Source organism: Pseudomonas fildesensis (assembly GCF_001050345.1).
GTDB classification, from domain to species: Bacteria; Pseudomonadota; Gammaproteobacteria; order Pseudomonadales; family Pseudomonadaceae; genus Aquipseudomonas; species Aquipseudomonas fildesensis.
This window is the reverse complement of record NZ_LFMW01000024.1, coordinates 133,557-159,604: the sequence shown is the minus strand read 5'-3', so window position 1 is coordinate 159,604 and position 26,048 is coordinate 133,557. Positions and strand designations below refer to the sequence as shown.

Below are 26,048 nucleotides of genomic sequence, written 5' to 3'. Positions count from 1 at the left end.
GCGGCATCCAGTGGTTGGCGCAGCCGTCGAGGTACTTTTGCCAGGCCCAGTCGTACTTGAAGGGTACGAGTTGGTTGAGGTCGGCGCGGCAGTTGATCATGCGCTTTTCGTCAACGGCGACGCGGGCGGCGGAGCCTTCGAGTTCGGCGAGGCCTTCGGCGACGTCGAGTTTGTCGAGGGCAGCCTTGGCGCGGACGATGGCGGCGGAGTCATTGGCGGTGACGGCGCGGGCTTCGATGGCGGCGGCAGCGCCGGCACCGTCGAGGCGGTCCATGTTGGCTTCGGTGGCGTGGCCGGCGTTGGCGCCTTTAGCGGCTACTTCGCCTTCTTCTTTGTCGAATTCGTCCCAGCTCAGCATGACGTGTCGTCTCCTGCGTGAGGGCTCAAAGGTGCCCGTGTGAAACCGGATGGTTGGGTGTTCACACGGCCCTAGGGCCGCGGTGGATCTTAAGGAATCGTTTGTTGCAACAGCTCGCGCAGGCATTAAACGGAATTGGGTAACGGGTGCTCTGCTTGAGGCTTGAGGGGCGGAGCGGTAGGTGCTTGCTCCAGCGGGGGCCTCAGGTCTGGCTCTTCATCCCAGTGTAAAGGGATATTGCAGGCCCGATTTACTCGCGCATTATAGGGAAAAAATCGGGTTTGTGTTGCGGCGGATGGTCTCGGCCAGCACACAAGAAGGCTGCTATTTGAGCCAGAGTGAGGGTTTACGGGGGGTTGGCGGGGTAGGAATTTTTTGACAGGCGGTGGGCTATTTATTGCCGGGGACAGGGGAGTACTTTTTTCGGGGAGATGCGGTGGGTTCAGTGGGGGGCTTTGGGGTTGAGTGAAGGCTGAAACCGTCATCGCGAGCAAGCCCGCTCCCACATTTGGACCGAGGTGTGTCAGAGACTGGCTCTTTGCCGCAAGAACGATTTCTTGCGGCGAACAAAATCAGGACTAAACCTGACTAACGAAGTTGTTACCCGTTAGAGCAACCATTACCCATCACATGATAATTAAGAATGTGACGCTGACCTTGCGAATCTTCATATTCCATCTTCACCGGCACTACTTCGCACACTTCCGGAATACTGCTCATGGACAAGACTTTGGCAACGTCCAGGTGGGTACTGTAAGTGTAGTCCTCAACAATCGGGGCGTTCTGGCCGGCAAGCTCAGTCGGGGCCTCGTCGGCCAGGGCGGCGGTGGCGCACAAGCTGCTGAGGGCCATAACTAATAAAGCTTTCATTTCTCTATTTACCTTCTTCAGGGCGTAAGGGGTCACGGGGCCTTGTTAGGCCACGTGTATAACTTAGGATCGGTTAGTTCGGATTAACGTGCCTTCGTGGGGGCTGTTACGTTGTTAATCACTGCCGTGTTAACCACGGTGCCTTGGTTGGCGGAGTTGATTCTAGGCCTGGGCGTTATATTCATATACCCGTGCTTTTGATAAACACTATTGGCGGATTTTGTAACAATCCCGTGGTAAAGCTTTTTTCACAAAGCCGCAGAGCGCCGCCGCCAGCGGGCTAGAGCTGCAAACCGGGATGCCAGGGCAATTTGTAGGGTCTTGTTACTACCATCGTCGAATGGTTCTATAGGCTCACCCCGGCTACAACTGGGCCATACAACAACAACTATGTCACCGAGGTAAGAAAGATGAGTGCGGCTTCCCTGTACCCCGTTCGCCCCGAAGTAGCAGCCAACACGCTGACCGACGAGGCGACCTACAAGGCCATGTACCAGCAGTCGGTGGTCAATCCCGATGGTTTCTGGCGTGAGCAAGCCAAGCGCCTTGACTGGGTCAAGCCTTTCACCGTGGTGAAGCAGACCTCTTTCGACGATCACCATGTCGACATCAAGTGGTTCGCCGATGGCACCCTGAACGTTTCCTACAACTGCCTGGACCGTCACCTCGCCGAGCGTGGCGACCAGGCGGCGATTATCTGGGAGGGCGATGACCCTGCCGAGAGCCGCACCATCACCTACCGCGAGCTGCATGAAGAAGTCTGCAAGTTCGCCAACGCCCTGCGTGGCCAGGACGTGCACCGCGGCGATGTGGTGACTATCTATATGCCGATGATCCCCGAAGCCGTGGTCGCCATGCTGGCGTGTACCCGCATCGGTGCGATTCACTCGGTGGTGTTTGGCGGTTTCTCGCCGGAGGCTCTGGCTGGTCGCATCATCGACTGTAAGTCGAAGGTGGTGATCACCGCTGACGAAGGCATCCGCGCCGGTAAGAAAATTCCGCTGAAGGCCAACGTCGACGACGCCCTGACCAACCCGGAAACCAGCAGCATCCAGAAAGTCATCGTGTGCAAGCGCACCGGTGGCACGATCAAGTGGAACCAGCATCGCGACATCTGGTACGAAGACCTGATGAAAGTGGCGGGCACCGTGTGTGCGCCGAAAGAGATGGGCGCTGAAGAGGCGCTGTTCATCCTTTATACCTCGGGCTCCACCGGCAAGCCGAAGGGCGTGCAGCACACCACCGGCGGCTACCTGTTGTATGCGGCCCTGACTCACGAGCGCGTGTTCGACTACCGTCCAGGTGAAGTTTACTGGTGCACCGCCGACGTCGGCTGGGTCACCGGCCACACTTACATCGTCTACGGCCCATTGGCCAACGGCGCGACCACGCTGCTGTTCGAAGGCGTGCCGAACTATCCGGACATTACCCGGGTGGGCAAGATCGTCGACAAGCACAAGGTCAATATCCTCTACACCGCGCCGACCGCGATCCGCGCGATGATGGCTTCCGGCACCGCTGCCTGCGAAGGCGTCGATGGCAGCAGCTTGCGCCTGCTGGGTTCGGTGGGTGAGCCGATTAACCCGGAAGCGTGGGACTGGTACTACAAGAACGTCGGCCAATCCCGTTGCCCGATCGTCGACACCTGGTGGCAGACCGAAACCGGCGCCACCCTGATGAGCCCGCTGCCGGGCGCTCATGCGCTCAAGCCGGGTTCGGCGGCACGGCCGTTCTTTGGCGTGGTGCCGGCGCTGGTGGACAACCTGGGCAACATCATCGAAGGCGCTGCCGAAGGCAACCTGGTGATTCTCGATTCGTGGCCAGGCCAGGCCCGTACCCTGTACGGCGACCATGACCGGTTTGTCGACACCTACTTCAAGACCTTCCGTGGCATGTACTTCACGGGCGACGGCGCTCGTCGCGATGAAGATGGCTACTGGTGGATCACCGGCCGTGTGGATGACGTGCTGAACGTGTCCGGCCACCGCATGGGCACTGCCGAGATTGAAAGTGCGATGGTTGCTCACCCTAAAGTCGCCGAGGCGGCGGTGGTGGGTGTGCCGCATGACATCAAGGGCCAGGGCATCTATGTGTATGTCACCCTGAAAAACGGCGAAGAGCCGAACGAAGCGCTGCGCCTGGAGTTGAAGAACTGGGTGCGTAAAGAGATCGGGCCGATTGCTTCGCCGGATGTCATCCAGTGGGCGCCGGGCTTGCCGAAGACACGTTCGGGGAAAATCATGCGCCGGATTTTGCGCAAGATCGCCACGGCTGATTACGACGGGTTGGGGGATATCTCCACCCTGGCGGACCCAGGTGTGGTGGCGCATTTGATTGAAACGCACAAGACCATGAACGCAGCGTAAGGCGGGGTTTGTGGGACGCGGCCCCACTCGGTGTAAGCCGGGTGGGGCTTTTTTGTGCGCGCAGATCGTTCCCACGCTCTGCGTACTGATCGTTCCCACGCTTTGCGTGGGAATGCCTCCTGTGACGCTCTGCGTCACGACTTTAAGAGCGGACGCGGAGCGTCCTGGGCTGCATTCCCACGCGGAGCGTGGGAACGATCAGTACCGATCAGTACGCGGAGCGTGGGATCGATCAGTAACCCCCAGGCCAATAAATATCGGTTTCTCTCGCAGGACGTTTCTGAATGTTACCGTTGAAGCCAAATGTGTAACCCATCGCCCAAACATGAGGCAAAGGGCTACGCTCACGCCCCAATAAACCGCGTTTTAGACACCTTGGGTAATAAGATTAAACGCCAGACTTGCCGTGCTAGAAGGGTTTGCGAATAATAGGCCCGCAACTTGCAGCGTTAACAGGTTTAATATCTTTTGCCTCTACATAAAATCCAGGGGCTGTCAATGTGCTGGAACCGCTTTCTCGGTGCTTCTGTAAATTGTTGTCGCATTGAGGAAATATCGGCTTCCGGCCTGTCGTTAGAATGCCGATCACTCGCTCGTCGTCGCTGGTATTGAACTGGTGCAGGACGCAGCACCGCTATTCGGTTTCACTCAGTCGCATCGTGGGCCATGGCTCATACTGCTGTTTTGCCCTATACCGATGGAGTCCCAAGATGAAGAAACTTGTGCTGTTGGGCGCCCTGGCGCTGTCCGTGCTGTCCATGCAGGCTTTCGCCGAAGGCAAGCCTCTGAAAATTGGTATCGAAGCCGCTTACCCTCCGTTTGCCTCGAAGGCGCCGGATGGCAGCATCGTCGGTTTTGACTACGACATCGGCAACGCCCTGTGCGAAGAGATGAAGGTCAAGTGCACCTGGGTCGAGCAGGAATTCGACGGCCTGATCCCGGCGCTGAAAGTACGCAAGATCGACGCGATCCTGTCGTCCATGTCCATCACCGAAGACCGCAAGAAGTCCGTGGACTTCACCAACCGCTACTACCTGACTCCAGCGCGCCTGGTGTTGAAGGAAGGCACCACCGTCAGCGACAGCCTGGATGAATTGAAAGGCAAGAAGATCGGCGTGCAGCGCGGTTCGATCCACGACCGTTTTGCCAAGGAAGTCCTGGCCCCTAAAGGTGCCACAGTGGTTCCTTACAGCTCGCAGAACGAAATCTACCTGGACGTGGAAGCCGGTCGCCTCGACGGCACCGTGGCAGACGCTACCCTGTTGCAGGAAGGTTTCCTCGACACGCCGGCCGGTAAAGGCTACGCGTTCACCGGCCCAGCGTTCACCGACGTCAAATACTTCGGTGACGGCGTAGGCATCGCGGTACGCAAGGGCGACAAGGAAAACCTGGACCGCATCAACGCAGCTATCACCGCGATCCGTGCCAGCGGCAAGTACAAGGCAATCCAGGACAAGTACTTCAACTTCGACATTTACGGCCCTGAAACCGCCGCCAAGTAAATCGTCGCAGCAGTCTGTCAAAAATGGCGCAAGCAACAGAATTCCTGAGGTTTGCGCCATTTTTTCATCCCCCTTTTCGAGGACCTGAATCATGTTGAAAGGCTACGGGGCCGTCATCCTCGATGGCGCATGGTTGACGCTTCAGCTCGCCTTGTCGTCCATGGCCTTGGCCATTGTTCTGGGTCTGATCGGGGTCGCGTTACGCCTGTCGCCGGTGCGCTGGTTGGCCTGGCTGGGTGACTTGTACTCCACGGTGATCCGCGGGATCCCCGACCTGGTGCTGATCCTGCTGATTTTCTACGGTGGCCAGGACCTGCTTAACCGCGTCGCGCCGATGCTCGGCTATGACGACTATATTGACTTGAACCCCTTGGCCGCCGGCATCGGCACCCTGGGTTTCATCTTTGGCGCCTACCTCTCGGAGACCTTCCGTGGCGCCTTCATGGCCATCCCCAAGGGCCAGGCCGAAGCCGGCCTTGCGTATGGCATGAGCAGTTTCCAGGTGTTTTTCCGGGTGATGGTGCCGCAGATGATTCGGCTGGCTATCCCTGGTTTCACCAACAACTGGCTGGTTCTCACCAAGGCCACCGCGCTGATTTCGGTGGTGGGCCTGCAAGACATGATGTTCAAGGCCAAGCAGGCGGCAGATGCCACCCGCGAGCCTTTTACCTTCTTCCTCGCAGTGGCGGCGATGTACCTGGTGATCACCAGCGTGTCGTTGCTGGCCTTGCGTCATCTTGAGAAGCGCTACTCGGTAGGCGTAAGGGCGGCTGATCTATGATCTTCGACTACAACGTCATCTGGGAGGCCATGCCGCTGTACCTTGGCGGCCTGCTGACCACCCTCAAATTGCTCGCCATCTCGCTGTTCTTCGGCCTGCTCGCCGCGTTGCCCCTGGGCTTGATGCGCGTGTCCAAGCAGCCGGTCGTCAACGGCGTCGCCTGGCTCTACACCTATGTAATTCGCGGCACGCCGATGCTGGTGCAGCTGTTTTTGATCTACTACGGCCTGGCCCAGTTTGAAGCGGTACGCGAGAGCTTCCTGTGGCCGCTGCTGTCCAGCGCCACGTTCTGTGCGTGCCTGGCGTTTGCGATCAACACCAGCGCCTACACCGCCGAGATCATTGCCGGTAGCCTCAAGTCCACCCCTAACGGGGAGATTGAAGCGGCCAAGGCCATGGGCATGTCGCGCTACAAGCTGTACCGCCGCATCCTGCTGCCGTCGGCCCTGCGCCGCGCGCTGCCGCAGTACAGCAACGAAGTGATCATGATGCTGCAGACCACCAGCCTGGCGTCCATCGTCACCTTGATCGACATCACCGGTGCCGCGCGCACGGTGAACGCGCAGTACTACCTGCCGTTCGAAGCCTATATCACCGCCGGCGTGTTCTACCTGTGCCTGACCTTCATCCTGGTGCGCCTGTTCAAGTTGGCAGAGCGCCGCTGGCTGAGCTACCTGGCTCCACGGAAGCACTGATATGGAACGTATCGATCACCTGTTGCCCTGGGGCCACCTGGGCTGCGAGCGCCAACTGAGCGTGTTCCGTTTCGGCAGCGGCGAGCGCAAGGCCTATATCCAGGCCAGCCTGCACGCCGATGAATTGCCCGGCATGCGCGCCGCCTGGGAGCTGAAAAAACGCCTCGCCGAACTGGAACAGCAGGGCGCCCTCAACGGCGTGATTGAGCTGGTGCCGGTGGCCAACCCGATGGGCCTCGGCCAGCTGTTGCAAGGCAGCCACCAGGGGCGTTTCGAGATTGGCAGCGGCAAAAACTTTAACCGCGATTTCGTCGAATTGAGCGAGCCGGTTGCCGCGTTGCTGGAAGGCAAGCTGGGCGATGACCCTCACGCCAATGTGCGCCTGATCCGCCAGGCAATGAGCGATGCGCTTAACGCGTTGCCCGAGCCGAGCAGCCAGCTGCAAGGCATGCAGCGCGTATTGCTGGGCCACGCGTGCACCGCCGACATCGTCCTCGACCTGCATTGCGACGCCGAAGCTGCGCTGCACATGTACGCGCTGCCCCAGCACTGGCCGCAGTGGCGTTCGCTGTCGGCGCACTTGAATGTGAAAGTCGGCCTGCTTGCGGAAGATTCTGGCGGCAGCTCGTTTGATGAAGCCTGCTCGCTGCCGTGGCTGCGTTTGTCCCGGGCGTTCCCCGAGGCGCAGATCCCCCTGGCTTGCCTGGCGACCACCCTGGAGTTGGGTGGCCAGGCCGACACTGGCCGCGACGAGGCGATTTTCCACGCCGAAGGCATCCTCGCGTTCCTCGCCGAACAAGGCCTGATCAAGGGCGAATGGCCGGCGCCGCAACACGAGCCCTGCGAAGGCGTCCCCTTCGAAGGCACCGAATTGCTGTTCGCGCCCCATGCCGGGGTGATCAGTTACCTGCGTAAAGCCGGTGACTGGGTGGAAACCGGCGAGCCGATTTTTGAAGTGATTGACCCTCTGGAAGACCGCGTAAGCATCATCCGCGCGGGCACCTCGGGGGTGTTGTTTGCCGTTGAACGGCTACGTTATGCCCAAGCGGGTTTCTGGCTGGCCAAGGTGGCGGGGCGCGAAGCGCTGCGTCACGGGCGCTTGCTCAACGACTGACCACCTGTTTTTGTGAGAACCGACCGCATGTACAAACTTGAAGTCCAAGACCTGCATAAACGCTATGGCAGTCATGAAGTACTCAAAGGTGTATCCCTGGCCGCCGCGGCCGGTGATGTGATCAGCATCATCGGGTCCAGTGGTTCGGGCAAAAGTACCTTTTTGCGCTGCATCAACCTGCTCGAGCAACCCCACGCCGGCAAGATTCTGCTCAATAACGAAGAGCTGAAACTGGTGGCCAACAAGGAAGGCGCCCTGAAGGCTGCCGACCCGAAACAGTTGCAACGCATGCGTTCGCGCCTGTCGATGGTGTTCCAGCATTTCAACCTGTGGTCGCACATGACCGCGCTGGAAAACGTGATGGAAGCGCCGGTGCACGTGCTGGGCATGTCGAAAAAAGACGCGCGTGAAAAGGCCGAGCATTACCTGGCCAAGGTCGGCGTGGGCCATCGTAAGGATGCGTTCCCCGGCCACATGTCCGGTGGCGAGCAGCAGCGCGTGGCGATTGCCCGTGCCCTGGCGATGGAACCTGAAGTGATGCTGTTCGACGAGCCGACGTCGGCCCTGGACCCGGAGCTGGTCGGCGAAGTGCTCAAGGTGATGCAGGACCTGGCCCAGGAAGGCCGGACCATGGTGGTGGTGACCCACGAAATGGGCTTTGCCCGTGAAGTCTCCAACCAGTTGGTGTTCTTGCACAAAGGCATCGTCGAAGAACGCGGCAACCCGCGCGAAGTGCTGGTGAACCCGCAGTCCGAGCGGTTGCAGCAGTTCCTGTCCGGCAGCTTGAAATAATCAAGGCTGCCGCTGTGCACTGATATAGGGCATCCTTGTGGCGAGGGAGCTTGCTCCCGTTGGGCTGCGTAGCAGCCCCAGAATTTTCGCCGCAGAACGTCTCTGAAAATGTGGCGCTCTTGATGGGGCTGCTTCGCAGCCCAACGGGAGCAAGCTCCCTCGCCACAGAGGAGGCAGGCCAGCTCCATTTGTTTTGAGATTTGTGTTGGTTTACGGGCTAGCATTGGCCCTTGTCTTCATTACTGTTACTCGCTTCGGATAGCCCTCCATGACCGCCCATCGAATTGGTTTCCTGATTTGGCCCAGCACAAAAGCACTGACGCTTGCGCTGGCTGAGGAGGCTTTGCGCGTTGCTCAGCGGGTGCATCCGGACGTGGTGTACGAACTCTCGTTCCTGCAGGCCGAACCTGCGACCGAAGGCGCCTGGAAACTGCCCGGCGAACCGTGGGCCGGCAAGCTCGAAGGCTTCCAGAAACTGTTCCTGCTGGCGGACGAACCGCCGACCGCCATTGCCTCCCAGCTCAGTACCGCTCTCAAGCAGCTGGTGCGGGCCGGTTGTGTGATCGGCGGCCTGTCGGCCGGTGTCTATCCGTTGGCCCAGCTTGGCTTGCTCGACGGTTACCGCGCCGCCGTGCACTGGCGCTGGCAGGACGATTTCGCCGAGCGTTTCCCCAAGGTCATTGCCACCAGCCACCTGTTTGACTGGGACCGTGACCGCCTGACCGCCTGCGGTGGCATGTCGGTACTCGACCTGTTGCTGGCGGTGCTGGCCCGTGACCACGGCGCCGAACTGGCCGGTGCGGTGTCGGAAGAGCTGGTGGTGGAGCGCATCCGTGAAGGTGGCGAGCGCCAGCGCATCCCGCTGCAAAACCGCCTGGGCTCCAGCCATCCCAAGCTGACCCAAGCTGTTCTGTTGATGGAAGCCAACATCGAAGAACCGCTGACCACCGACGAAATCGCCCAACACGTATGCGTGTCGCGACGACAACTGGAGCGGATCTTCAAGCAATACCTCAATCGCGTCCCCAGCCAGTACTACCTGGAACTGCGCCTGAACAAGGCCCGCCAGATGCTCATGCAAACCAGCAAGTCGATCATTCAGATCGGCCTGTCGTGCGGCTTCTCCTCGGGGCCGCACTTCTCCAGCGCCTACCGCAACTTCTTCGGCGCCACCCCCCGTGAAGACCGCAACCAGCGGCGCAGCAGCAGCCCGTTCGAGTTGTCGTCGGTGCCGTCGGAACGCGGCTGACGCTGGTTACTCCTCCATCGGCTCGGGTGTGGGCGGCGGGATCAGGGGTTGGCCCTGGTCATTTACCGCGGCTTCATCCACCTGCAAATCATTGCCGGTCTGGCGAAAATACTGCCGAAGATGGTTCAGGCTTTCGACCGACAGCGGGTTGCCGCTGAGGTCGGAGTCGTCATTCCATTGCCTGGACATTTGCAGGAGGTTGGCCGGGATGTCACTGATCGCGTTGTCACTCAGGTCTACGGTGCTCAGGAACGGACGATCGAACACGCCGACAGGCACTTCGCTGAGTCCACAATTTTGCAGGTACAGGGTCTCCAGCTTGGGCATGTTGTCCAGCGCTGGCGCTTGACTCAACGGGTTATCGCTAAGGTCCAGGTATTCCAGGTTGTGCAGGTCGCGAAGCTTGGCAGCGGCCTCGGCGCCCAGGCGGATCCTGCATTCCGTGAGGGTCAGGCTGGTCAGCCGTCGCAGGTTGAACACCCGCGTGGGGATGTCGCCCAGGGTGTACTTATCCAGCAGCAAGGTTGTCACGTTGGGGAAGCAGCGCGCGACGCCTTCGACGTTGGTGGTGGTTCCCAGGCCTCTTAGTTCCAGCAGCGAAACGTGTTCGAAGCGCGCACTCAAGTCGGGCAGGTCGCCGAGGATCGGTGTGTCGAACTCCATTTTGTGGGTGGCTTCCTGGCCGCCGTTGAGCGCGTCGATTTCACTCTCACGGCGCCAGCCTTCCTCCAGCAGGCGCTTGATCTCGAAACGCTGGATCTGTTCCTCGGCTCGCGCCTGCTCGTCCAGCACCACATCGAGCAGGGGGTGTCGTTGCGGCACGTTCAGCGCCCAGCTCGTCAGATCGGCGTCTAACGTGGCGTACTCGTTTTCCAGGCGGGTGATTTCTCCGGGAATCGCCTCCATGTCGCCTGGCACGCTGAAGATAAAGCGGTTGACCTCGGAGGTAGTGAACGACGGGTACAGGGCCGCAATACGCGTGTGTTCGCTGTCCGCAGCATCGGCCCTGAGGTGTTCGCCGGTACGCTGGCAATAACCTTTGAGCCGTTGCAGGGTGGCCGGTGACAAGGGGTTGGCCGACAGGTCAAACGCGCGGGTGACCGACGCCGGCCTTTCGAACAGTTGTGGGGGAATTTCCTTGATCGCATTGTGGCTGAGGTCGACCAGTTCGGATTGGCGGTTATCCAGCAAGCTCGCCGGAATCTCGCTGATGCCGGTGTTTTGCAGCCTGAGCCGGGTCAGTACCTTCATGTGGGCAACGTTCGGCACTTGCCCCAGCAGAGGGTTGTCGCTGAGGTTCAGTTGCTCAAGCGCTGTCATGCCTTCCAGGGCCTTTGTACTGCTCGCTGAAAGCCGCAGGTTGCAGTGCTCAAGGCTCAGCACGGTGAGCGTCGCCTGCTGAAAGATCGGCTCGGGAATATCGCCCAGCGAGTAGTTTTTTATAACCAGGGTTTGCAGGGCTGGAAAGCTCTCGAGCAAGCGTTCCAGTTTGAGTGCGCTCTGATCGCCGCTGAGTGTGAGTGACGATACGTGGTTGAACCGGGTACTGAGTGTCGGTAACGTGCCGTTGATGGGCGCGCTGATTTCCAGTTCATAAGTGGGCATGACGCCGTTGCTGTATTCGTCTTGCGGTATCTCCCTGCGCCAACCGGCCAGCAAGGCGTGTTTGAAGGCCTCGCGCCTGCCTGATTCGGTTTCGCCTATGTCGGGTGTGCGCACCCAAACGTCCAGTTCACGGCCCAGGTTCTGGTAGTCAAGCTCCAGTCGGGCCAACTCGATTTTGCCGCTTTCCAGGTTGCCCGGCAGGCCGAAAATCAGGCGATTGATCCCGTCGCGGGTAAAGCGCGGAAACAGCATTTTTGCACTGGCGGTATCCACCGGGTCGGCATCGACTTCCCAATAGCTACCGGTGCGCTGGAAGTAAGCCTTGACCTGCTCCAGTGTCTGGCGTGACAGCGGATTGCCGGAAAAGTCGAACGAATGACTGGTGTGCACGGGAAGCTCGAAAAGCGCGGCGGGCAGCGTGTGAATACGGTTTTCCTTGAACAGCGCAGTTTCCAGATGCTGGCGTTGCAGGACGCCGGCCGGCAGCTCGCTGATACCGGTATTGCTCAGGTCGAGGAAGTTCAGGTCCTGCATGCGTTCGACGCTGGGTACCTGCCCCAAGGGGTTGTTGAAGAGGTCCAGGGATTCGAGCGCGGTCATGTTTGACAGCGAAGCCAGGGCCGATGGGCTCAAGGTGATGTTGCAGTCGCTGAGGGTCAGTTCCTTGAGCGCGGGCATCGAGGGGATGTTTTCCGGCAGCCTTCCCAGGTTGATCGTGCGTACCGTCAGACGGCGCAGCATGGGAAACGTCGACAGAAAGACGTTGATCTCCAGCAGCCCCTGTTCGCCCTCCAGTGTCAGGTGGGAAATGTGTGCGAAGCGCGCTGAAATAACGGGAGGAAGGCCGGAAATCGTCCCTCTCAAGTGCAGTTGATAGCCATTGGGTATGGGCGGCTCGTAGTAGTCGTCAATCGGGGTTTCCAGGCGCCAGGCTCGGCGCATTTCATAGGCCCAGGCCTGGCGGCTGTGCCTGGCATAGGCGAGTTCCTGTCGCCCCTGTGAATCCGGAGCCAGGCGCGGCGTGGCGTTGACCCAGGCATTCAAGTCGTACTCCAGTTGTTGATATTCGACGCGCAACGCGGTCAGTGCGCTGATGAGTCCGCCAGGCGTTGGCTGCAGGTTTCGCAGAATGCTGTCGATCTGTGTGTGCGGCAACGCCGGGAACAACTGCTGCGCTTGTTCATGCGGTGTCAGTTCGCGTAAGGGGCCTGGAGCCGGTGCCAGGCGATAACCTTGCATACCGCCACGCAGTCGCATGGTGCTCGGGTCGTAGGCCGGTTTTCCCGTGGGAACGCCTGAGAGCAACGCGCGCAGGTGCGAGTGATGCAGGGCATGGCGGGCTATCGCCTGGCGCAAGACCGGGCCCTGGCCGATATGAATCCCCACTGTGTTGCGTGCCTGATCGGGCAGGGCCTGGAGCAGGGCGGTGTAAAAGTCGGTTTCGCCAAAGAGCTCGCCACTGCTGTCGGCGGGCACATAGTCGCCGTTGGCGGTGAAGATCAGCGTGCGCTGGGTGGCGGCGCGGGCATCGCCGATAGCGTCGCGCAGAGTGCCGGTGAGCGTGTCGTTTCTGACTTCGATACGCAATTGCGCAGGCCAGTTCGGCAGGTCAGGCAGGGTGTGCAACGCCAGGCGGTGGGTGTCGAGGTTATTATCGATGTTGTCCAGGTACAGCCCTTCATAGGCGCGGCTGGAGCGCACTTCTTGCAGTGTTTCTTCAGCCAGTGCGCTCAGGCGCGGTGGCACTTTCCCCTGGTCGATGGCGCGAAGCTCTTCGGTGCTGGCGATGGCGCGCAAGGTTTCGGCGGCGCTCACCGGCAAGCCGGGTGAGGCGTCGATAAGCGTGGTCAGTTGCGTATCGTCGGTGCGTTCAACGCCGCGATACGCCGACTCGAACAGGGACCAGCGCTTGTCCTGCGCCAGTTGCGCGAGTTTTTTCCTGAGGGTCCGTGTACGAGCGTCCAGTGAGCTGGCCGGGAGGCCGAACGCCTCCTCCAGCAAGGTCTTTCTCTGGGGCTCATCGAGTGCTTCGAGCACCGTCTTGAGCAGGTCGCCATTGCGCATTTGAGCCTCGTGGAGCTGTGCGACGCTGGCGCCATTGCTGCCAAGGATTTCCCAGCGGGTGCGCCCCTGGCTGTCGATCAGTCGCAGGGTTTTGCTGCTGGGCCACAGGCCATAATTGGTCAGCAGCAGAAGCTGGGTCTGGGGGTTGGCCAGTGCCTGAACGGCGGGGTCGTCACTGTTCATCTGGCGGATGAAGGTGTGCAGGTCCTGGTCGATCTTGAAGCGCTTGAGGGTGTCGGCGAGCAGCGGTGGCAGGGTTTGATGCGTCACGTAGAGTTTGCGCAATGCGCTGTCGTCGATACCGCTGATTTGGCGAATCTGCTCCAGTTGGGCGTCGGTAAAGCTCTCGACCTGATGGCCCAGGCGCCGCATCAACGTGGCGCTGTCCCAGCTCAGAGGCTGGTCGAGTTCACTCACCCAGGTGCCCTGGCCGTTGCTGGTCACTGTCGGGCGATAGGCATTGGGGCGGCTGGGGTGCTCGAAATAGTGGGTTTGGGTGACCGGGTCCAGGCCCAGGGCGTAGTGCTTGCCGGACAAGGGCAGGATGTCCTGCTCGCCGTGCGGGTGCAGTCCAAGCGGGCTGGCGCTCGATCCCTTGGGCAGCGTTACATCCTGGGCATAAGGCGTGAGGTCCGGTTGCCACAGGCGTGACTGACCATCGGGCAGGGTGACGGGTTTAAAACGGTCGAAGAATTGCCATATTTCGGCAGGCAAATGCTGGCGCAACAAACCCTCGGCAATCGGCAGGCCGACCGCGAACATGCCCAGTTGGACCATTTGCTCCAGCACCGACATCAAGTGCCCGAAGGCTTGGGTCTTGAGGCCTTCGGCCCAGTCGATGATGCCCTCGAACGCGTCATCCAGCAGTTGATACGCGGTGTAGCCCAGCATCGCCAGGCCCAGGGGCGGGATAAACGGCGCGGCGATCAGCACGGCAATCTGCAGCACGGCCGAGCCAATTTTTTCGAACAGACTCCAGCGTTCCCAGCGGGTTTTCTGGTCGGCGCTGGCGGTGGACACGGCCTGGGTACGGGCGTCGTTGAACAGCTTGCTCAGTTTGGTCTGGTACAAATGCGCCAGCACCGAGCCATTGACCGGTGTGACGGAAAACTGCAGCTCGGGTGTGTCGACCGGCGTATCCCGCCAGGTGGGGCGCGGGTCGCCACGGGTGTGCGGGTGCCAGGTGACGCGGGACAGGCGCTGGCCGAGGTCGGCAAAAAAATGCCCGCGTTCGTCGTGGTTCACAAAACGACTGAAGAACTGCTGATAGGCCGGTTGACGCAGGTCGGCGGTCAAGGCCTGCATGAATTGCGTGCTGGAGTTGTAGGTTTTGAGCGGGCGCTGCGGGGCGTCCGGGATATAGGCGATGACCGGCACCTCATGGCGGGCGTGCTCAAGGTCGGCGGTGGTGAACAGCACAATGCCCGTCAGCGTGCTGTTCATGATGCTCAAGGCATGGCAACGCAGGGTGTCGCAACCCTCCGGGTTGTGCAGCAGTTGTTGCAGGCGCAGAAAGTGGGCCTCACTGAGGTCGCCGTTGATGCGCGCCATGTGCATGGCGACTTTGAGGCTGGCGATTTGGCTGGCGTCGAAGCGTTGCCGCAGGTATGTACGGGCCACCGGGTTGTTGAGGTCCAGATAACGTTCGAGGTAGGCGTTGTATTGCGCGCCGAGGTCCAGTTCGCGGCACAGCCGCGTGAAATCAGGGATGCTGAGGCGAGTAGCAATATCGGGCAGGGTGTCGAAACGCCCGGTGGCGGTGGGCTGGGTGATAAAGGCGGAGTTGCGCTCGTAGGCGTCGTCAGCGGTCTCCGATGCCTGAAAGTTGTGCAGCGCTGCGTCAAGCAGCGACACGGTCCAGGCCCGCGTTGCGCCGGTACGGATGGGAAACCAGGGCACCGAGGCGGGCACATACAGGCGCAGGTAGGTGCTGCGTACATCCTGCTCTACACCGAAGCGCTGTTTGAGCGCTTGTTGCAGCACGGGCGCGGCGAAGTCGGCAGGGGACTGGAGTGCGTCGAGGGCACTGTCGAGCTGGTTTTGGGTGATCCAGGCCTGGCGGATCAAGGGCTTCAACGCAGGGTCCTGCCCGGCTGGGGAGGTCGGGGCGCTGGTTTTCAAGGCATGGCGACGCGACGCCGAGGCGGTGCCCAGCCAGTCGGGGATCGCGTTTTTGAGCACGTCGTGATGCAGATCGCGCACCGGTAGTAGCCGCTCGATGGCGCGCTCGGGGAGGTGTTGGCTCATGGCAAAGCTTCCTGAAGGGGAGATGAGCCCATCAGCAGAACAGCTCGCCGGTGACGATCCGGGTTAGATAATTAGGCACAGGGCGTAAATCGGTACTGGCCGACCCTGACGCTGGACGGTCGCACGGTTTAAACTGCGCCATTGCGATGCTATTTGTCGCATTGGCGTAAACCCGCGAAAATCGCGGGTTGGCGCTATAAGAAGTTGTCGCTTGGCGGCAAGGCCGCACTGAAAACTGTCCTTACAATCCCTGCATCGCCCGCCAGTTCCAGGCAGGCGTTCCTCTTCAGGAGACTCCGATGTCCGTTGAGCAAGCCCCGGTGCAACGTGCCGATTTCGACCAGGTCATGGTTCCCAACTACGCACCTGCCGCATTCATCCCTGTGCGTGGCGAAGGTTCACGCGTGTGGGACCAGTCGGGTCGCGAGCTGATCGACTTTGCCGGCGGCATCGCGGTTAACGTTTTGGGTCACGCCCACCCGGCGCTGGTCGGCGCACTGACCGAACAGGCCAACAAGTTGTGGCATGTCTCCAACGTGTTCACCAATGAGCCGGCCTTGCGCCTGGCGCATAAGCTGATCGACGCCACGTTTGCCGAGCGTGTGTTCTTCTGCAACTCCGGCGCCGAAGCCAACGAGGCCGCGTTCAAGCTGGCCCGTCGCGTCGCGTTCGACCGTTTCGGTACCGAGAAGTACGAGATCATCGCCGCGCTGAACAGCTTCCACGGCCGTACCCTGTTCACCGTCAACGTCGGTGGCCAGTCGAAGTACTCCGACGGTTTCGGTCCTAAAATCACCGGCATCACCCACGTCCCCTTTAACGACCTGGAAGCGTTGAAAGCCGCCGTGTCGGACAAGACCTGCGCCGTGGTGCTGGAGCCGATCCAGGGCGAGGGCGGCGTGTTGCCGGCCGAGCTGGCCTACCTGCAAGGCGCCCGCGAGCTGTGCGACGCGAACAACGCGCTGCTGGTGTTCGACGAAGTGCAAACCGGCATGGGCCGCAGTGGCCACCTGTTCGCCTACCAGCACTACGGCGTGGTGCCGGACATCCTCACCAGTGCCAAGAGCCTGGGCGGCGGTTTCCCGATTGCCGCGATGCTCACCACGGAGGCCCTTGCCAAGCACCTGGTGGTCGGCACCCACGGCACCACCTACGGCGGCAACCCGCTGGCGTGCGCGGTGGCGGAAGCAGTGATCGACGTGATCAACACCCCAGAGGTGCTGGCCGGCGTCAATGCCAAGCACGATCAGTTCAAGGCACGCCTGGAGCAGATCGGCAAGCAATACGGCATCTTCACCGAAGTTCGTGGCATGGGCCTGCTGATCGGTTGCGTGCTGAGCGATGCCTTCAAAGGCAAGGCCAAGGACGTGTTCAACGCGGCCGAGAAAGAAAACCTGATGATCCTGCAAGCCGGCCCGGACGTGGTGCGTTTCGCGCCGAGCCTGGTGGTGGAAGAGGCGGATATCAAGGAAGGTCTCGACCGCTTTGAACGTGCAGTAAAAACGCTGACGCAAGCCTGATACAAATCTATCTGCCGGACCGGATCAAATGTGGGGGCCGCTTTTGTGGCGAGGGAGCTTGCTCCCGCTGGAGTGCGAAGCGCTCCCAAAATCTTGGGGCCGCTACGCAGCCCAGCGGGAGCAAGCTCCCTCGCCACAAAAGCCCGCTCCCACATTTTGACCTGTGTTGAATCAGGACCTGTCCGGCATTTTTCCCTCTATGAGTTTTTCGAGTTAAGGAGTGACACCATGCTGGTGATGCGCCCCGCGCAAATGGCTGATCTGGGCGAGGTACAGCGTCTGGCTGCGGACAGCCCGATTGGTGTCACTTCCTTGCCGGATGATGTGGAACGCCTGAGCGACAAAATCGCCGCCAGCGAAGCGTCCTTCGCGGCCGAGGTCAGTTTCAACGGTGAAGAAAGCTATTTCTTCGTGCTGGAAGACACCGCCACCGGCAAGCTGGCCGGTTGCTCGGCTATCGTCGCTTCGGCCGGTTACTCGGAGCCGTTCTACAGCTTCCGTAACGAGACCTTTGTGCACGCCTCCCGCGAGCTGAAGATCCACAACAAGATCCACGTGCTTTCCCAGTGCCACGACCTCACCGGCAACAGCCTGCTCACCAGCTTCTACGTGGTGCCCGAGCTGGTCGGTTCGCCGTGGTCGGAACTCAATTCCCGTGGCCGCCTGCTGTTCGTCGCCAGCCACCCCGAGCGCTTTGCCGACTCGGTGGTGACCGAGATTGTCGGCTACAGCGACGAGAACGGTGACTCGCCGTTCTGGGACGCCATCGGTCGCAATTTCTTCGACCTCAACTACGCCGCCGCCGAGCGCTTGTGCGGGCTGAAAAGCCGCACCTTCCTCGCCGAGCTGATGCCGCACTACCCGATCTACGTACCGCTGCTGCCGGACGAAGCCCAGGAAGCGATGGGCCAGGTACACCCGCGTGCGCAGATCACCTTCGACATCCTGATGCGCGAAGGCTTTGAGACCGATCACTACATCGACATCTTCGACGGTGGCCCGACGCTGCACGCACGGGTCTCGGGCATTCGCTCGATCGCCCAGAGCCGTGTGGTGCCGGTGAAAATCGGCGAGATGCTCAAGGGTGTTGGTCGCCAGTACCTGGTGAGCAACGCACAGTTGCAGGATTACCGCGCGGTGATGCTCGACCTGGACTACGCACCCGGCAAACCGGTGATCCTGGACTTGGTAACTGCCGAAGCACTGGGTGTTGGTGAAGGCGCCAGTGTGCGTTTGGTAGCGGTTTAAAAGCAGAGTTTCGCGGGTGGCCTGAGCAGGCGGCCCGTCTGAGGAGATAGCATGATCGTTCGTCCCGTACGCAGCAGCGATTTACCGGCCCTGATTGATCTGGCGCGCAGCACCGGCACCGGCCTCACCACTTTGCCGGCCAACGAAGAGCGCCTGGCCCACCGGGTGGGCTGGGCGGAAAAAACCTTTCGCGGCGAGGCTGGGCGCGGTGATGCCGACTACCTGTTCGTGCTGGAAAACGACGAAGGCCGCGTGGTGGGCATTTCCGCCATTGCCGGCGCCGTCGGCCTGCGTGAGCCCTGGTACAACTTCCGGGTGGGCCTGACCGTCAGCGCCTCCCAGGAGCTGAATATCTACCGCGAGATCCCGACACTGTTCCTGGCCAACGACCTCACCGGCAACTCCGAGCTGTGTTCGCTGTTCCTGCACGCCGATTACCGCACCGGCCTTAACGGGCGCATGCTGGCCAAGGCGCGCATGCTGTTTATCGCCGAATTCCCGCAGCTGTTTGGCAACAAGATCATCGCCGAGATGCGCGGTGTGTCCAACGACGCCGGGCGTTCGCCGTTCTGGGAAAGCCTGGGCCGGCACTTCTTCAAGATGGAATTCAGCCAGGCCGACTACCTCACCGGCGTCGGCAACAAGGCGTTTATCGCCGAGCTGATGCCGAAGTTTCCGTTGTACAGCTGCTTCCTTTCCGAGGACGCGCGCAACGTGATCGGCAAGGTCCACCCAGACACCGAGCCGGCCCTGAGCATGCTCAAGAGCGAAGGCTTCAGCTACCAGGGCTATGTCGACATCTTCGACGCCGGCCCAGCGGTGGAGTGTGAAACCAGCAAGATTCGTGCGGTGCGCGACAGCCAGTCCTTGGTGTTGGCCATCGGCACGCCGGGGGACGACGCCACGCCGTTCCTGATCCATAACCGCAAGCGCGAAGAGTGCCGCATTACCGCCGCACCGGCCCGCCTGGCGGCAGGCACGCTGGTGGTCGACCCACAGACCGCCAAACGCCTGCAACTGGTGGTGGGTGATCAAGTGCGCGCTGTACCGTTGTCTGCTGCTCGGGAGTCGAAATAATGAATTCGCTGTATATCGCAGGGTGCTGGCTGGCTGGCCAGGGTGAGCCGTTTGAATCACGTAACCCGGTGACCCAGCAGGTGCTGTGGGCCGGCAATGGCGCCACCGTCGAGCAGGTCGAGTCCGCCGTGCAGGCCGCGCGCCAGGCGTTTCCGGCCTGGGCCAAGCGTTCGCTGGAAGAGCGTATCGGCGTGCTGGAAACCTTCGCCACTACGCTGAAAAGCCGTGCCGATGAAATCGCCCGTTGCATCGGTGAAGAAACCGGCAAGCCACTGTGGGAATCGGCCACTGAAGTCACCAGCATGGCCAACAAGATCGCGATCTCGGTGCAAAGCTACCGTGAGCGCACCGGCGAGAAGAGCGGCCCCTTGGGCGATGCCACCGCGGTGTTGCGCCACAAGCCCCACGGTGTGGTGGCGGTGTTTGGCCCCTACAACTTCCCCGGTCACTTGCCGAACGGGCATATCGTCCCGGCGTTGCTCGCGGGTAACACTGTGCTGTTCAAGCCGAGTGAGCTGACGCCGAAAGTCGCCGAGCTGACCGTGCAATGCTGGATCGACGCCGGCCTGCCGGCGGGCGTGTTGAACCTGCTGCAAGGCGCGCGGGAAACCGGCATCGCCCTGGCGGCCAACCCGGGTATCGACGGGTTGTTCTTCACCGGTTCCAGCCGCACCGGCAATCACCTGCACCAGCAATTCTCCGGGCGCCCGGACAAGATCCTCGCCCTGGAAATGGGTGGCAACAACCCGCTGGTGGTGGACGAAGTGGCCGACGTGGATGCGGCGGTCTACACCATCATTCAGTCGGCCTTCATCTCCGCCGGCCAGCGTTGCACCTGCGCGCGTCGCTTGCTGGTGCCGGAAGGCGCCTGGGGCGATGCGCTGCTGGCGCGGCTGGTGGCGGTCAGCTCGACGATTGAAGTCGGTGCGTTCGACCAGCAACCGCCACCGTTCATGGGCTCGGTGATTTCCCTCGGCGCGGCGAAAGCCTTGATGGACGCCCAGGAACTGCTGTTGGCCAATGGCGCCGTGGCGCTGCTGGAAATGACCCAGCCACAGGCCCAGGCCGCCCTGCTGACCCCAGGCATCATCGACGTGACCGCCGTGACTGATCGCGCAGACGAAGAGCTGTTCGGCCCGTTGTTGCAGGTGATCCGCTACGCTGATTTTGCAGCGGCGATTGCCGAGGCCAACAACACCCAGTACGGCCTGGCCGCCGGTTTGCTCTCGGACTCCGAAGCGCGCTACCAGCAGTTCTGGCTGGAAAGCCGTGCCGGGATCGTCAACTGGAACAAACAACTGACCGGCGCCGCCAGCACTGCGCCATTTGGTGGGGTAGGGGCGTCGGGCAACCATCGCGCCAGTGCCTATTACGCGGCGGATTATTGCGCGTACCCGGTGGCGTCCCTGGAGACGCCAAACCTGGTCGTCCCCGCGACACTGACGCCCGGTGTGCGGTTATCGTAAAGGTGCAGTGAACCCCTGTGGCGAGGGAGCTTGCTCCCGCTGGGCTGCGCAGCAGACCCAAAAATCTTGGGACCGCTTCGGGCCCCAGCGGGAGCAAGCTTCCTCGCCACAAAGAGCCTTGCTATTGATGCCTATAAAAACAGATGTTCGTGGAGCCTCGCCGATGAAATCCTATGAAGTCAATTTTGACGGTCTAGTGGGGCCGACCCATAACTACGGCGGTTTGTCCTACGGCAACGTCGCGTCCCAGAGCAACAGCCAGCAGTCTTCCAACCCGAAGGAAGCCGCGTTGCAGGGCTTGCAGAAAATGAAAGCCCTGATGGAAATGGGCTTTGTGCAAGGCGTGCTCGCACCGCAGGAACGCCCGGACGTGGCCGCCTTGCGCAACCTCGGTTTCAGCGGCACCGATGCACACGTCATCCAGCAGGCCGCCAAGCACGCCATGCCGTTGCTGGTCGCCAGTTGCTCGGCATCGAGCATGTGGGTGGCCAACGCCGCCACCGTCAGCCCAAGCGCCGACACCGCCGACGGCCGCGTGCATTTCACCGCCGCCAACCTCAATTGCAAATACCACCGCAGCATCGAACACCCCACCACCAGCCGCGTGCTGGGGGCAATGTTTGCCGATGGGAAGCACTTCGCCCACCACGCCGCCTTGCCGGCCGTGGCGCAGTTCGGTGACGAAGGTGCGGCCAACCACACGCGTTTCTGCCGTGACTATGGCGAGGCTGGCGTAGAGTTCTTCGTGTACGGCCGCAGTGCATTCGACACCCGTTACCCGGCGCCGCAAAAGTACCCGGCGCGCCAGACCCTCGAAGCTTCCCAGGCGGTCGTACGTTTGCACGGCCTGAAGGACGACGGAGTGGTCTACGGCCAGCAGAACCCGGCGGTGATTGATGCCGGCGTGTTCCACAACGACGTGATCGCCGTGGGCAACGGCGAAGTGCTGTTCTATCACGAGGACGCTTTCCTCAACACCGAGCAGATGCTCGCCGAGTTGCAGGGCAAGCTGGCCAAGCTGGGCGGCAACTTCCAGTCGGTGTGCGTGCCGCGTGCGCAGGTCAGCGTCGAAGACGCCGTGCGTTCCTACCTGTTCAACAGCCAGTTGCTGACCCGTGCCGACGGCTCGATGCTGCTGATCGTGCCGGAAGAATGCCGCGCCAATGAGCGCGTCTGGCAGTACCTGCAAAGCCTGGCCGCCTCCGGTGGGCTGATCCGCGAAGTGAAGGTGTTCGACCTCAAGCAAAGCATGCAGAACGGCGGTGGCCCGGCGTGCCTGCGGTTACGCGTGGCGTTGAACGAAACCGAGCTGGCGGCGGTGAACCCAGGCGTTATCATGACCGCGCCGTTGTACGAGACGCTGACCCAATGGGTCGACAAGCACTACCGCGACAGCTTGCGTGAAACCGACCTGGCTGATCCGCAATTGCTGCTTGAGTGCCGGACGGCACTGGATGAACTGACGCAAATCCTTAAACTGGGCTCGGTTTATCCTTTCCAGATCAATTAATGCCGCACGGCTAAGAGATATTTATGAGCACCGATACCCTGCAACTGATCCTTGAAGACACCGACGGCACCCAGCTGCAAACCTCCTGCACCCGCGTTGCCGTGATCTGGCAGGGCAAGGAAGTCTGGATCCAGCACGACGGCCGTGGCCAACTGCTGATCGGTGTAGACGTGGAAGAAGGCGACGCCGAGTACGCCAACCTGCTGATGCGCCCACTGGCCACCAACCTGATGAGCCTGCAACTGGAAATGGAACCGGCCGACGTCGAAGGTGATGACGACGATCACGTCCACGGCCCAGGCTGCAACCACTAAGGAAGCTGCTTATGCTCGCCCTCGGCAAACTGCTTGAACTGACTCTCGCCGGTCGTGAACCGGCGCAAAAAATTCAACTGACTGTCGACGGCGTGCAAATGCGCTGGCTCAGCGAGGGCGCGCTTGAAGTGCGGCCGCCGCAGGCCTTGGACAACGGCAGCGACCTGCTGCTGTCGTCCGGCATCCATGGCAACGAAACGGCACCGATCGAACTGCTCGACCGCCTGTTGCATGGCATTGCCCGTGGGGAGATCAAACCCCGCACCCGTATTCTGTTCCTGTTCGGCAACCCCGAGGCCATGCGTCGCGGTGAGCGTTACCTCGAACTGGACGTCAACCGGCTGTTCAACGGCCGTCACGAAAAAAACATCGGCCCGGAGGCCATGCGCGCCGCCGAGCTGGAGCAACTGGCCCGCAGCTTCTTCAGCCTGCCCGGCCGTTCGCGCCTGCATTACGACCTGCACACCGCCATTCGCGGTTCGAAGATCGAGCAGTTCGCCCTCTACCCCTGGAAAGACGGGCGCCAGCATTCGCGCCACGAACTGGCCCGCCTGCGCGCCGCCGGCATGGAAGCGGTGCTGCTGCAGAACAAAACCTCGATCACCTTCACCGCGTTCACCTACGAACAGCTGGAGGCCGAGGCCTTCACACTGGAACTGGGCAAGGCGCGGCCGTTCGGGCAGAACCAGGGCGTGAATGTTTCCCGCCTGGAAACCCGCCTGAAGCAGATCATCGAAGGCAACGAGCCGGCGACCGAGAGCCTGGATGGCCTGCAGCTGTTCGCGGTTTCGCGCGAAGTCATCAAGCACAGCGATGGGTTTATCCTCCACCTGCCGGCAGACGTGGAAAACTTTTCGCCGCTGGCGCCGGGCTATCTGTTGGCCGAAGACGTCGCCAAGACGCGCTGGGTGATCGAGGAGGAGGGCGCGCGCATCATCTTCCCGAACCCTAAGGTGAAGAATGGCTTGCGGGCAGGGATATTGATTGTGCCGACGACGGACGTCGGTTTGGCGTAGATAAGATCGTTCCCACGCTCTGCGTGGTAACGCATCCCGTGACGCTGCGCGTCACCATTACGCGGGACTCAAACCCTGCGCTGGCAGCAGGACGCAGAGCGTCCAAGGCTGCATTCCCACGCAGAGCGTGGGAACGATCGTTCGGCAGTGTCGCTTAGACCGCTACGGCGCGCGGCTCACTACGACGGATCGCGCGTACCTTGTGCAGGGTGTCGGCACAGGTGCGGGCAGCTTCCTGGCCCTTGTGCACGAAGTGATCGAAGAAGAAGGTGTGGTGTTCGCTGCCAGCGTGGAAGTGGTGCGGGGTCAGGGACACCGAGAACACCGGCACTTCGGTTTCCAGCTGAACCTGCATCAGGCCGCTGACCACCGATTGGGCGACGAATTCGTGACGGTAGATCCCACCGTCCACCACCAGGGCGGCGGCGACGATGCCGGCGTAACGGCCGGTCTTGGCCAGCAGCTTGGCGTGCAGGGGCATTTCAAAGGCGCCGCCGACTTCGAAGAAATCGATGTCCGACTCCTGATAACCCAGGGTGATCATTTCGGCGAGGAAGCCTTTACGGGATTGGTCGACAATATCCTTGTGCCAGCAGGCCTGGATAAACGCGACGCGCTCGCCGTGGTGGTTTTTGCTTTTGCTGTCGATTGCGGTGGGTTGCATGTTCTGACTCCTGTTTAAGAAAAAAACAGGGCGTTATGAATCGAATGGGATTTAAGGGTACGAACAGCTGCGTCATGCAAGCATGAGGTCAGCGCGCGGCCCTTAGGTGCCAATCCCGTTCTCTCTTCATCCGGACTATGACCGTCGGCCCCGGGATCACACCGGGTCTGCTGACCTTGTCGCCGTCCTGCGTGAGCAGTTCGAGGCGCCAAGCGCTCGCGGGCTATGCACATTGCGTGCAATTACCGCCGGTGGGGAATTGCACCCCGCCCTGAGAACGTTGCCACCAGAACCCTGGCGGCGAAGAGTTTTTAACATGGTTTTTCAAAAACTGCACGATCGCCGTATCGATAAGCTATATCGGTTTGTTTGGTTGGTATTCGATTGACGGTGCACGGGGCTTGATATTCCGCGGCTTTGCCCGCAGTAATCGTGAACACAAGAAAGTGCCCCACACCGCTAGAGGCAAATTTGATGACCGTGATTGACCTGCGCAGCGACACCGTGACCCAGCCCACCCCCGGCATGCTCGACGCGATGGCCACTGCCGTCAGCGGCGACGACGTGTACGGCGAAGACCCCAGCGTCAACCGCCTGGAGGCCGAACTGGCCAAGCGCCTGGGTTTTGCCGCCGCGCTATTCGTGCCCACCGGCACCATGAGCAACCTGCTGGCGTTGATGGCCCACTGTGAACGCGGCGAGGAATACATCGTCGGTCAACAGGCTCACACCTACAAATACGAAGGCGGCGGCGCGGCGGTGCTGGGCTCGATCCAGCCGCAGCCGCTGGAAGTCCAGGCGGACGGCTCCCTGGACCTTGCCCAAGTACTGGAAGCGATCAAACCCGACGACTTCCACTTCGCTCGCACCCGCCTGTTGGCGCTGGAAAACACCATGCAGGGCAAGGTGCTGCCGCTGGAGTACCTGGCCAAGGCGCGGGCATTCACCCGTGAACACGACCTGGCCCTGCACCTGGATGGCGCGCGGCTCTACAACGCAGCGGTCAAGCTGGGGGTGGACGCACGGGAGATCACCGGGTATTTCGATTCAGTGTCGGTGTGCCTGTCCAAGGGCCTCGGCGCGCCGATTGGCTCGGTGCTGTGCGGCTCGACGGCGCTGATCGCCAAGGCGCGGCGCCTGCGCAAGATGGTCGGCGGTGGCATGCGCCAGGCCGGCTCCCTAGCGGCGGCGGGGTTGTATGCCCTGGATCACCAGGTGCAGCGCTTGGCCGACGACCACGCCAACGCGAAATGGCTGGGGGATGAGTTGCGCAACGCCGGCTACATAGTGGAGCCGGTGCAGACCAACATGGTTTATGTGCAGATCGATGACGAGGCCGAGGCCTTTAAAGCCTTTGCCGCTGAACGCGGGATCAAGTTGAGCGCCGCGCCGCGTCTGCGTATGGTCACTCACCTGGACATCAGCCGCGAACAGATCGAGCAAGTCGTGCAGGCATTCGTCGACTTTTCTCGGAAATGACAGTGCAGACCGTCTAATTGACTGTTTCTATCACATAAACACGCTGTACCACCGGCAAAGGGCCGATATAATGCGGCCCTTTGCCGTCGCTCCGTCTGATGATGTTGCGCA

18 protein-coding genes, 1 pseudogene and 1 riboswitch are annotated in these 26,048 nt (G+C 61.2%); of the genes and pseudogenes, 15 read left to right on the top strand and 4 right to left on the bottom strand.

The window, feature by feature from the left end; translation table 11 throughout:
* Positions 1–358: pseudogene (locus ACR52_RS26595) on the bottom strand (ribonucleotide-diphosphate reductase subunit beta); the annotation flags it as partial.
* Between the two features lie 600 nt (positions 359–958).
* Complete coding sequence (locus tag ACR52_RS26590) at positions 959–1,228, bottom strand: DUF2790 domain-containing protein (RefSeq protein ID WP_048731045.1); 270 nt, start codon at positions 1,226–1,228, stop codon at positions 959–961.
* A gap of 410 nt (positions 1,229–1,638) precedes the next feature.
* Here ACR52_RS26590 and acs point away from each other — a divergent pair, with 410 nt between their 5' ends.
* From acs to argR, 7 genes are all read left to right on the top strand, one after another.
* Positions 1,639–3,594, top strand: coding sequence for an acetate--CoA ligase (gene acs / locus ACR52_RS26585; protein WP_048731044.1), 1,956 nt, complete (start codon positions 1,639–1,641; stop codon positions 3,592–3,594).
* A 710-nt stretch (positions 3,595–4,304) separates the two neighbouring features.
* Positions 4,305–5,096, top strand: coding sequence for an ABC transporter substrate-binding protein (locus ACR52_RS26580; RefSeq protein WP_048731042.1), 792 nt, complete (start codon positions 4,305–4,307; stop codon positions 5,094–5,096).
* A 91-nt stretch (positions 5,097–5,187) separates the two neighbouring features.
* Positions 5,188–5,877 (top strand): ABC transporter permease, encoded by a 690-nt coding sequence (locus tag ACR52_RS26575; RefSeq protein ID WP_010208305.1) that lies wholly within the window; start codon positions 5,188–5,190, stop codon positions 5,875–5,877.
* Positions 5,874–6,572: an ABC transporter permease gene (locus ACR52_RS26570; protein ID WP_048731034.1), complete on the top strand. Its 699-nt coding sequence runs from the start codon at positions 5,874–5,876 to the stop codon at positions 6,570–6,572. Before ACR52_RS26575 ends, ACR52_RS26570 begins: the two co-directional genes overlap by 4 nt.
* A gap of 1 nt (position 6,573) precedes the next feature.
* Entirely contained in the window at positions 6,574–7,686 is a 1,113-nt protein-coding gene (locus ACR52_RS26565; RefSeq protein WP_048731032.1) for a succinylglutamate desuccinylase/aspartoacylase family protein, read from the top strand.
* Positions 7,687–7,713: 27 nt separating this feature from the next.
* Positions 7,714–8,478 (top strand): ABC transporter ATP-binding protein, encoded by a 765-nt coding sequence (locus ACR52_RS26560; RefSeq protein WP_048731031.1) that lies wholly within the window; start codon positions 7,714–7,716, stop codon positions 8,476–8,478.
* Positions 8,479–8,746: 268 nt separating this feature from the next.
* Positions 8,747–9,727, top strand: a complete 981-nt coding sequence (gene argR / locus ACR52_RS26555; protein ID WP_048731030.1) for a transcriptional regulator ArgR — start codon at positions 8,747–8,749, stop codon at positions 9,725–9,727.
* A 6-nt stretch (positions 9,728–9,733) separates the two neighbouring features.
* Here the strand turns inward: argR and ACR52_RS26550 are convergent, their stop codons facing one another.
* Positions 9,734–15,643 (bottom strand): leucine-rich repeat domain-containing protein, encoded by a 5,910-nt coding sequence (locus tag ACR52_RS26550; protein WP_048731027.1) that lies wholly within the window; start codon positions 15,641–15,643, stop codon positions 9,734–9,736.
* A gap of 299 nt (positions 15,644–15,942) precedes the next feature.
* Between ACR52_RS26550 and ACR52_RS26545 the strand changes: the two genes are divergently transcribed.
* The 7 genes from ACR52_RS26545 to astE all read left to right on the top strand — a co-directional run bounded on the left by ACR52_RS26545 (position 15,943) and on the right by astE (position 23,794).
* Positions 15,943–17,163, top strand: a complete 1,221-nt coding sequence (locus ACR52_RS26545) for an aspartate aminotransferase family protein (RefSeq protein WP_048731026.1) — start codon at positions 15,943–15,945, stop codon at positions 17,161–17,163.
* Positions 17,164–17,391: 228 nt separating this feature from the next.
* Entirely contained in the window at positions 17,392–18,411 is a 1,020-nt protein-coding gene (gene aruF, locus ACR52_RS26540) for an arginine/ornithine succinyltransferase subunit alpha (RefSeq protein ID WP_048731023.1), read from the top strand.
* Between the two features lie 51 nt (positions 18,412–18,462).
* The gene (gene astA / locus ACR52_RS26535) at positions 18,463–19,488 is read left to right on the top strand and encodes an arginine N-succinyltransferase (RefSeq protein WP_048731020.1); all 1,026 of its coding nucleotides are present in this window, start codon (positions 18,463–18,465) and stop codon (positions 19,486–19,488) included.
* On the top strand, positions 19,485–20,954 hold the full coding sequence (gene astD, locus ACR52_RS26530; RefSeq protein WP_161799322.1) for a succinylglutamate-semialdehyde dehydrogenase: 1,470 nt from the start codon (positions 19,485–19,487) through the stop codon (positions 20,952–20,954). Before astA ends, astD begins: the two co-directional genes overlap by 4 nt.
* A 163-nt stretch (positions 20,955–21,117) precedes the next feature.
* Positions 21,118–22,464, top strand: a complete 1,347-nt coding sequence (astB, locus tag ACR52_RS26525; RefSeq protein ID WP_048731017.1) for an N-succinylarginine dihydrolase — start codon at positions 21,118–21,120, stop codon at positions 22,462–22,464.
* Between the two features lie 23 nt (positions 22,465–22,487).
* Positions 22,488–22,778, top strand: a complete 291-nt coding sequence (locus ACR52_RS26520) for a hypothetical protein (protein ID WP_017849207.1) — start codon at positions 22,488–22,490, stop codon at positions 22,776–22,778.
* 11 nt (positions 22,779–22,789) lie between these two features.
* The gene (gene astE, locus ACR52_RS26515; RefSeq protein WP_048731012.1) at positions 22,790–23,794 is read left to right on the top strand and encodes a succinylglutamate desuccinylase; all 1,005 of its coding nucleotides are present in this window, start codon (positions 22,790–22,792) and stop codon (positions 23,792–23,794) included.
* 154 nt (positions 23,795–23,948) lie between these two features.
* Here the strand turns inward: astE and ACR52_RS26510 are convergent, their stop codons facing one another.
* Entirely contained in the window at positions 23,949–24,458 is a 510-nt protein-coding gene (locus ACR52_RS26510) for a 6,7-dimethyl-8-ribityllumazine synthase (protein ID WP_048731009.1), read from the bottom strand.
* Positions 24,459–24,571: 113 nt separating this feature from the next.
* A riboswitch (FMN riboswitch) is annotated at positions 24,572–24,741 on the bottom strand.
* 191 nt (positions 24,742–24,932) lie between these two features.
* Between ACR52_RS26510 and ltaE the strand changes: the two genes are divergently transcribed.
* On the top strand, positions 24,933–25,937 hold the full coding sequence (gene ltaE / locus ACR52_RS26505) for a low-specificity L-threonine aldolase (RefSeq protein WP_048731007.1): 1,005 nt from the start codon (positions 24,933–24,935) through the stop codon (positions 25,935–25,937).
* The last annotated feature ends 111 nt before the right edge of the window (positions 25,938–26,048 follow it).

Coding starts and splice junctions, on each gene's coding strand:
- ACR52_RS26550 (WP_048731027.1), bottom strand. CDS start 15,643: ATGAGCCAACACCTCCCCGAGCGCGCCATCGAGCGGCTACTACCGGTG.
- astE (WP_048731012.1), top strand. CDS start 22,790: ATGCTCGCCCTCGGCAAACTGCTTGAACTGACTCTCGCCGGTCGTGAA.
- acs (WP_048731044.1), top strand. CDS start 1,639: ATGAGTGCGGCTTCCCTGTACCCCGTTCGCCCCGAAGTAGCAGCCAAC.
- ACR52_RS26520 (WP_017849207.1), top strand. CDS start 22,488: ATGAGCACCGATACCCTGCAACTGATCCTTGAAGACACCGACGGCACC.
- argR (WP_048731030.1), top strand. CDS start 8,747: ATGACCGCCCATCGAATTGGTTTCCTGATTTGGCCCAGCACAAAAGCA.
- ACR52_RS26565 (WP_048731032.1), top strand. CDS start 6,574: ATGGAACGTATCGATCACCTGTTGCCCTGGGGCCACCTGGGCTGCGAG.
- ACR52_RS26580 (WP_048731042.1), top strand. CDS start 4,305: ATGAAGAAACTTGTGCTGTTGGGCGCCCTGGCGCTGTCCGTGCTGTCC.
- ACR52_RS26510 (WP_048731009.1), bottom strand. CDS start 24,458: ATGCAACCCACCGCAATCGACAGCAAAAGCAAAAACCACCACGGCGAG.
- astA (WP_048731020.1), top strand. CDS start 18,463: ATGATCGTTCGTCCCGTACGCAGCAGCGATTTACCGGCCCTGATTGAT.
- ACR52_RS26545 (WP_048731026.1), top strand. CDS start 15,943: ATGTCCGTTGAGCAAGCCCCGGTGCAACGTGCCGATTTCGACCAGGTC.
- ACR52_RS26570 (WP_048731034.1), top strand. CDS start 5,874: ATGATCTTCGACTACAACGTCATCTGGGAGGCCATGCCGCTGTACCTT.
- astB (WP_048731017.1), top strand. CDS start 21,118: ATGAAATCCTATGAAGTCAATTTTGACGGTCTAGTGGGGCCGACCCAT.
- ACR52_RS26575 (WP_010208305.1), top strand. CDS start 5,188: ATGTTGAAAGGCTACGGGGCCGTCATCCTCGATGGCGCATGGTTGACG.
- aruF (WP_048731023.1), top strand. CDS start 17,392: ATGCTGGTGATGCGCCCCGCGCAAATGGCTGATCTGGGCGAGGTACAG.
- ACR52_RS26590 (WP_048731045.1), bottom strand. CDS start 1,228: ATGAAAGCTTTATTAGTTATGGCCCTCAGCAGCTTGTGCGCCACCGCC.
- ltaE (WP_048731007.1), top strand. CDS start 24,933: ATGACCGTGATTGACCTGCGCAGCGACACCGTGACCCAGCCCACCCCC.
- ACR52_RS26560 (WP_048731031.1), top strand. CDS start 7,714: ATGTACAAACTTGAAGTCCAAGACCTGCATAAACGCTATGGCAGTCAT.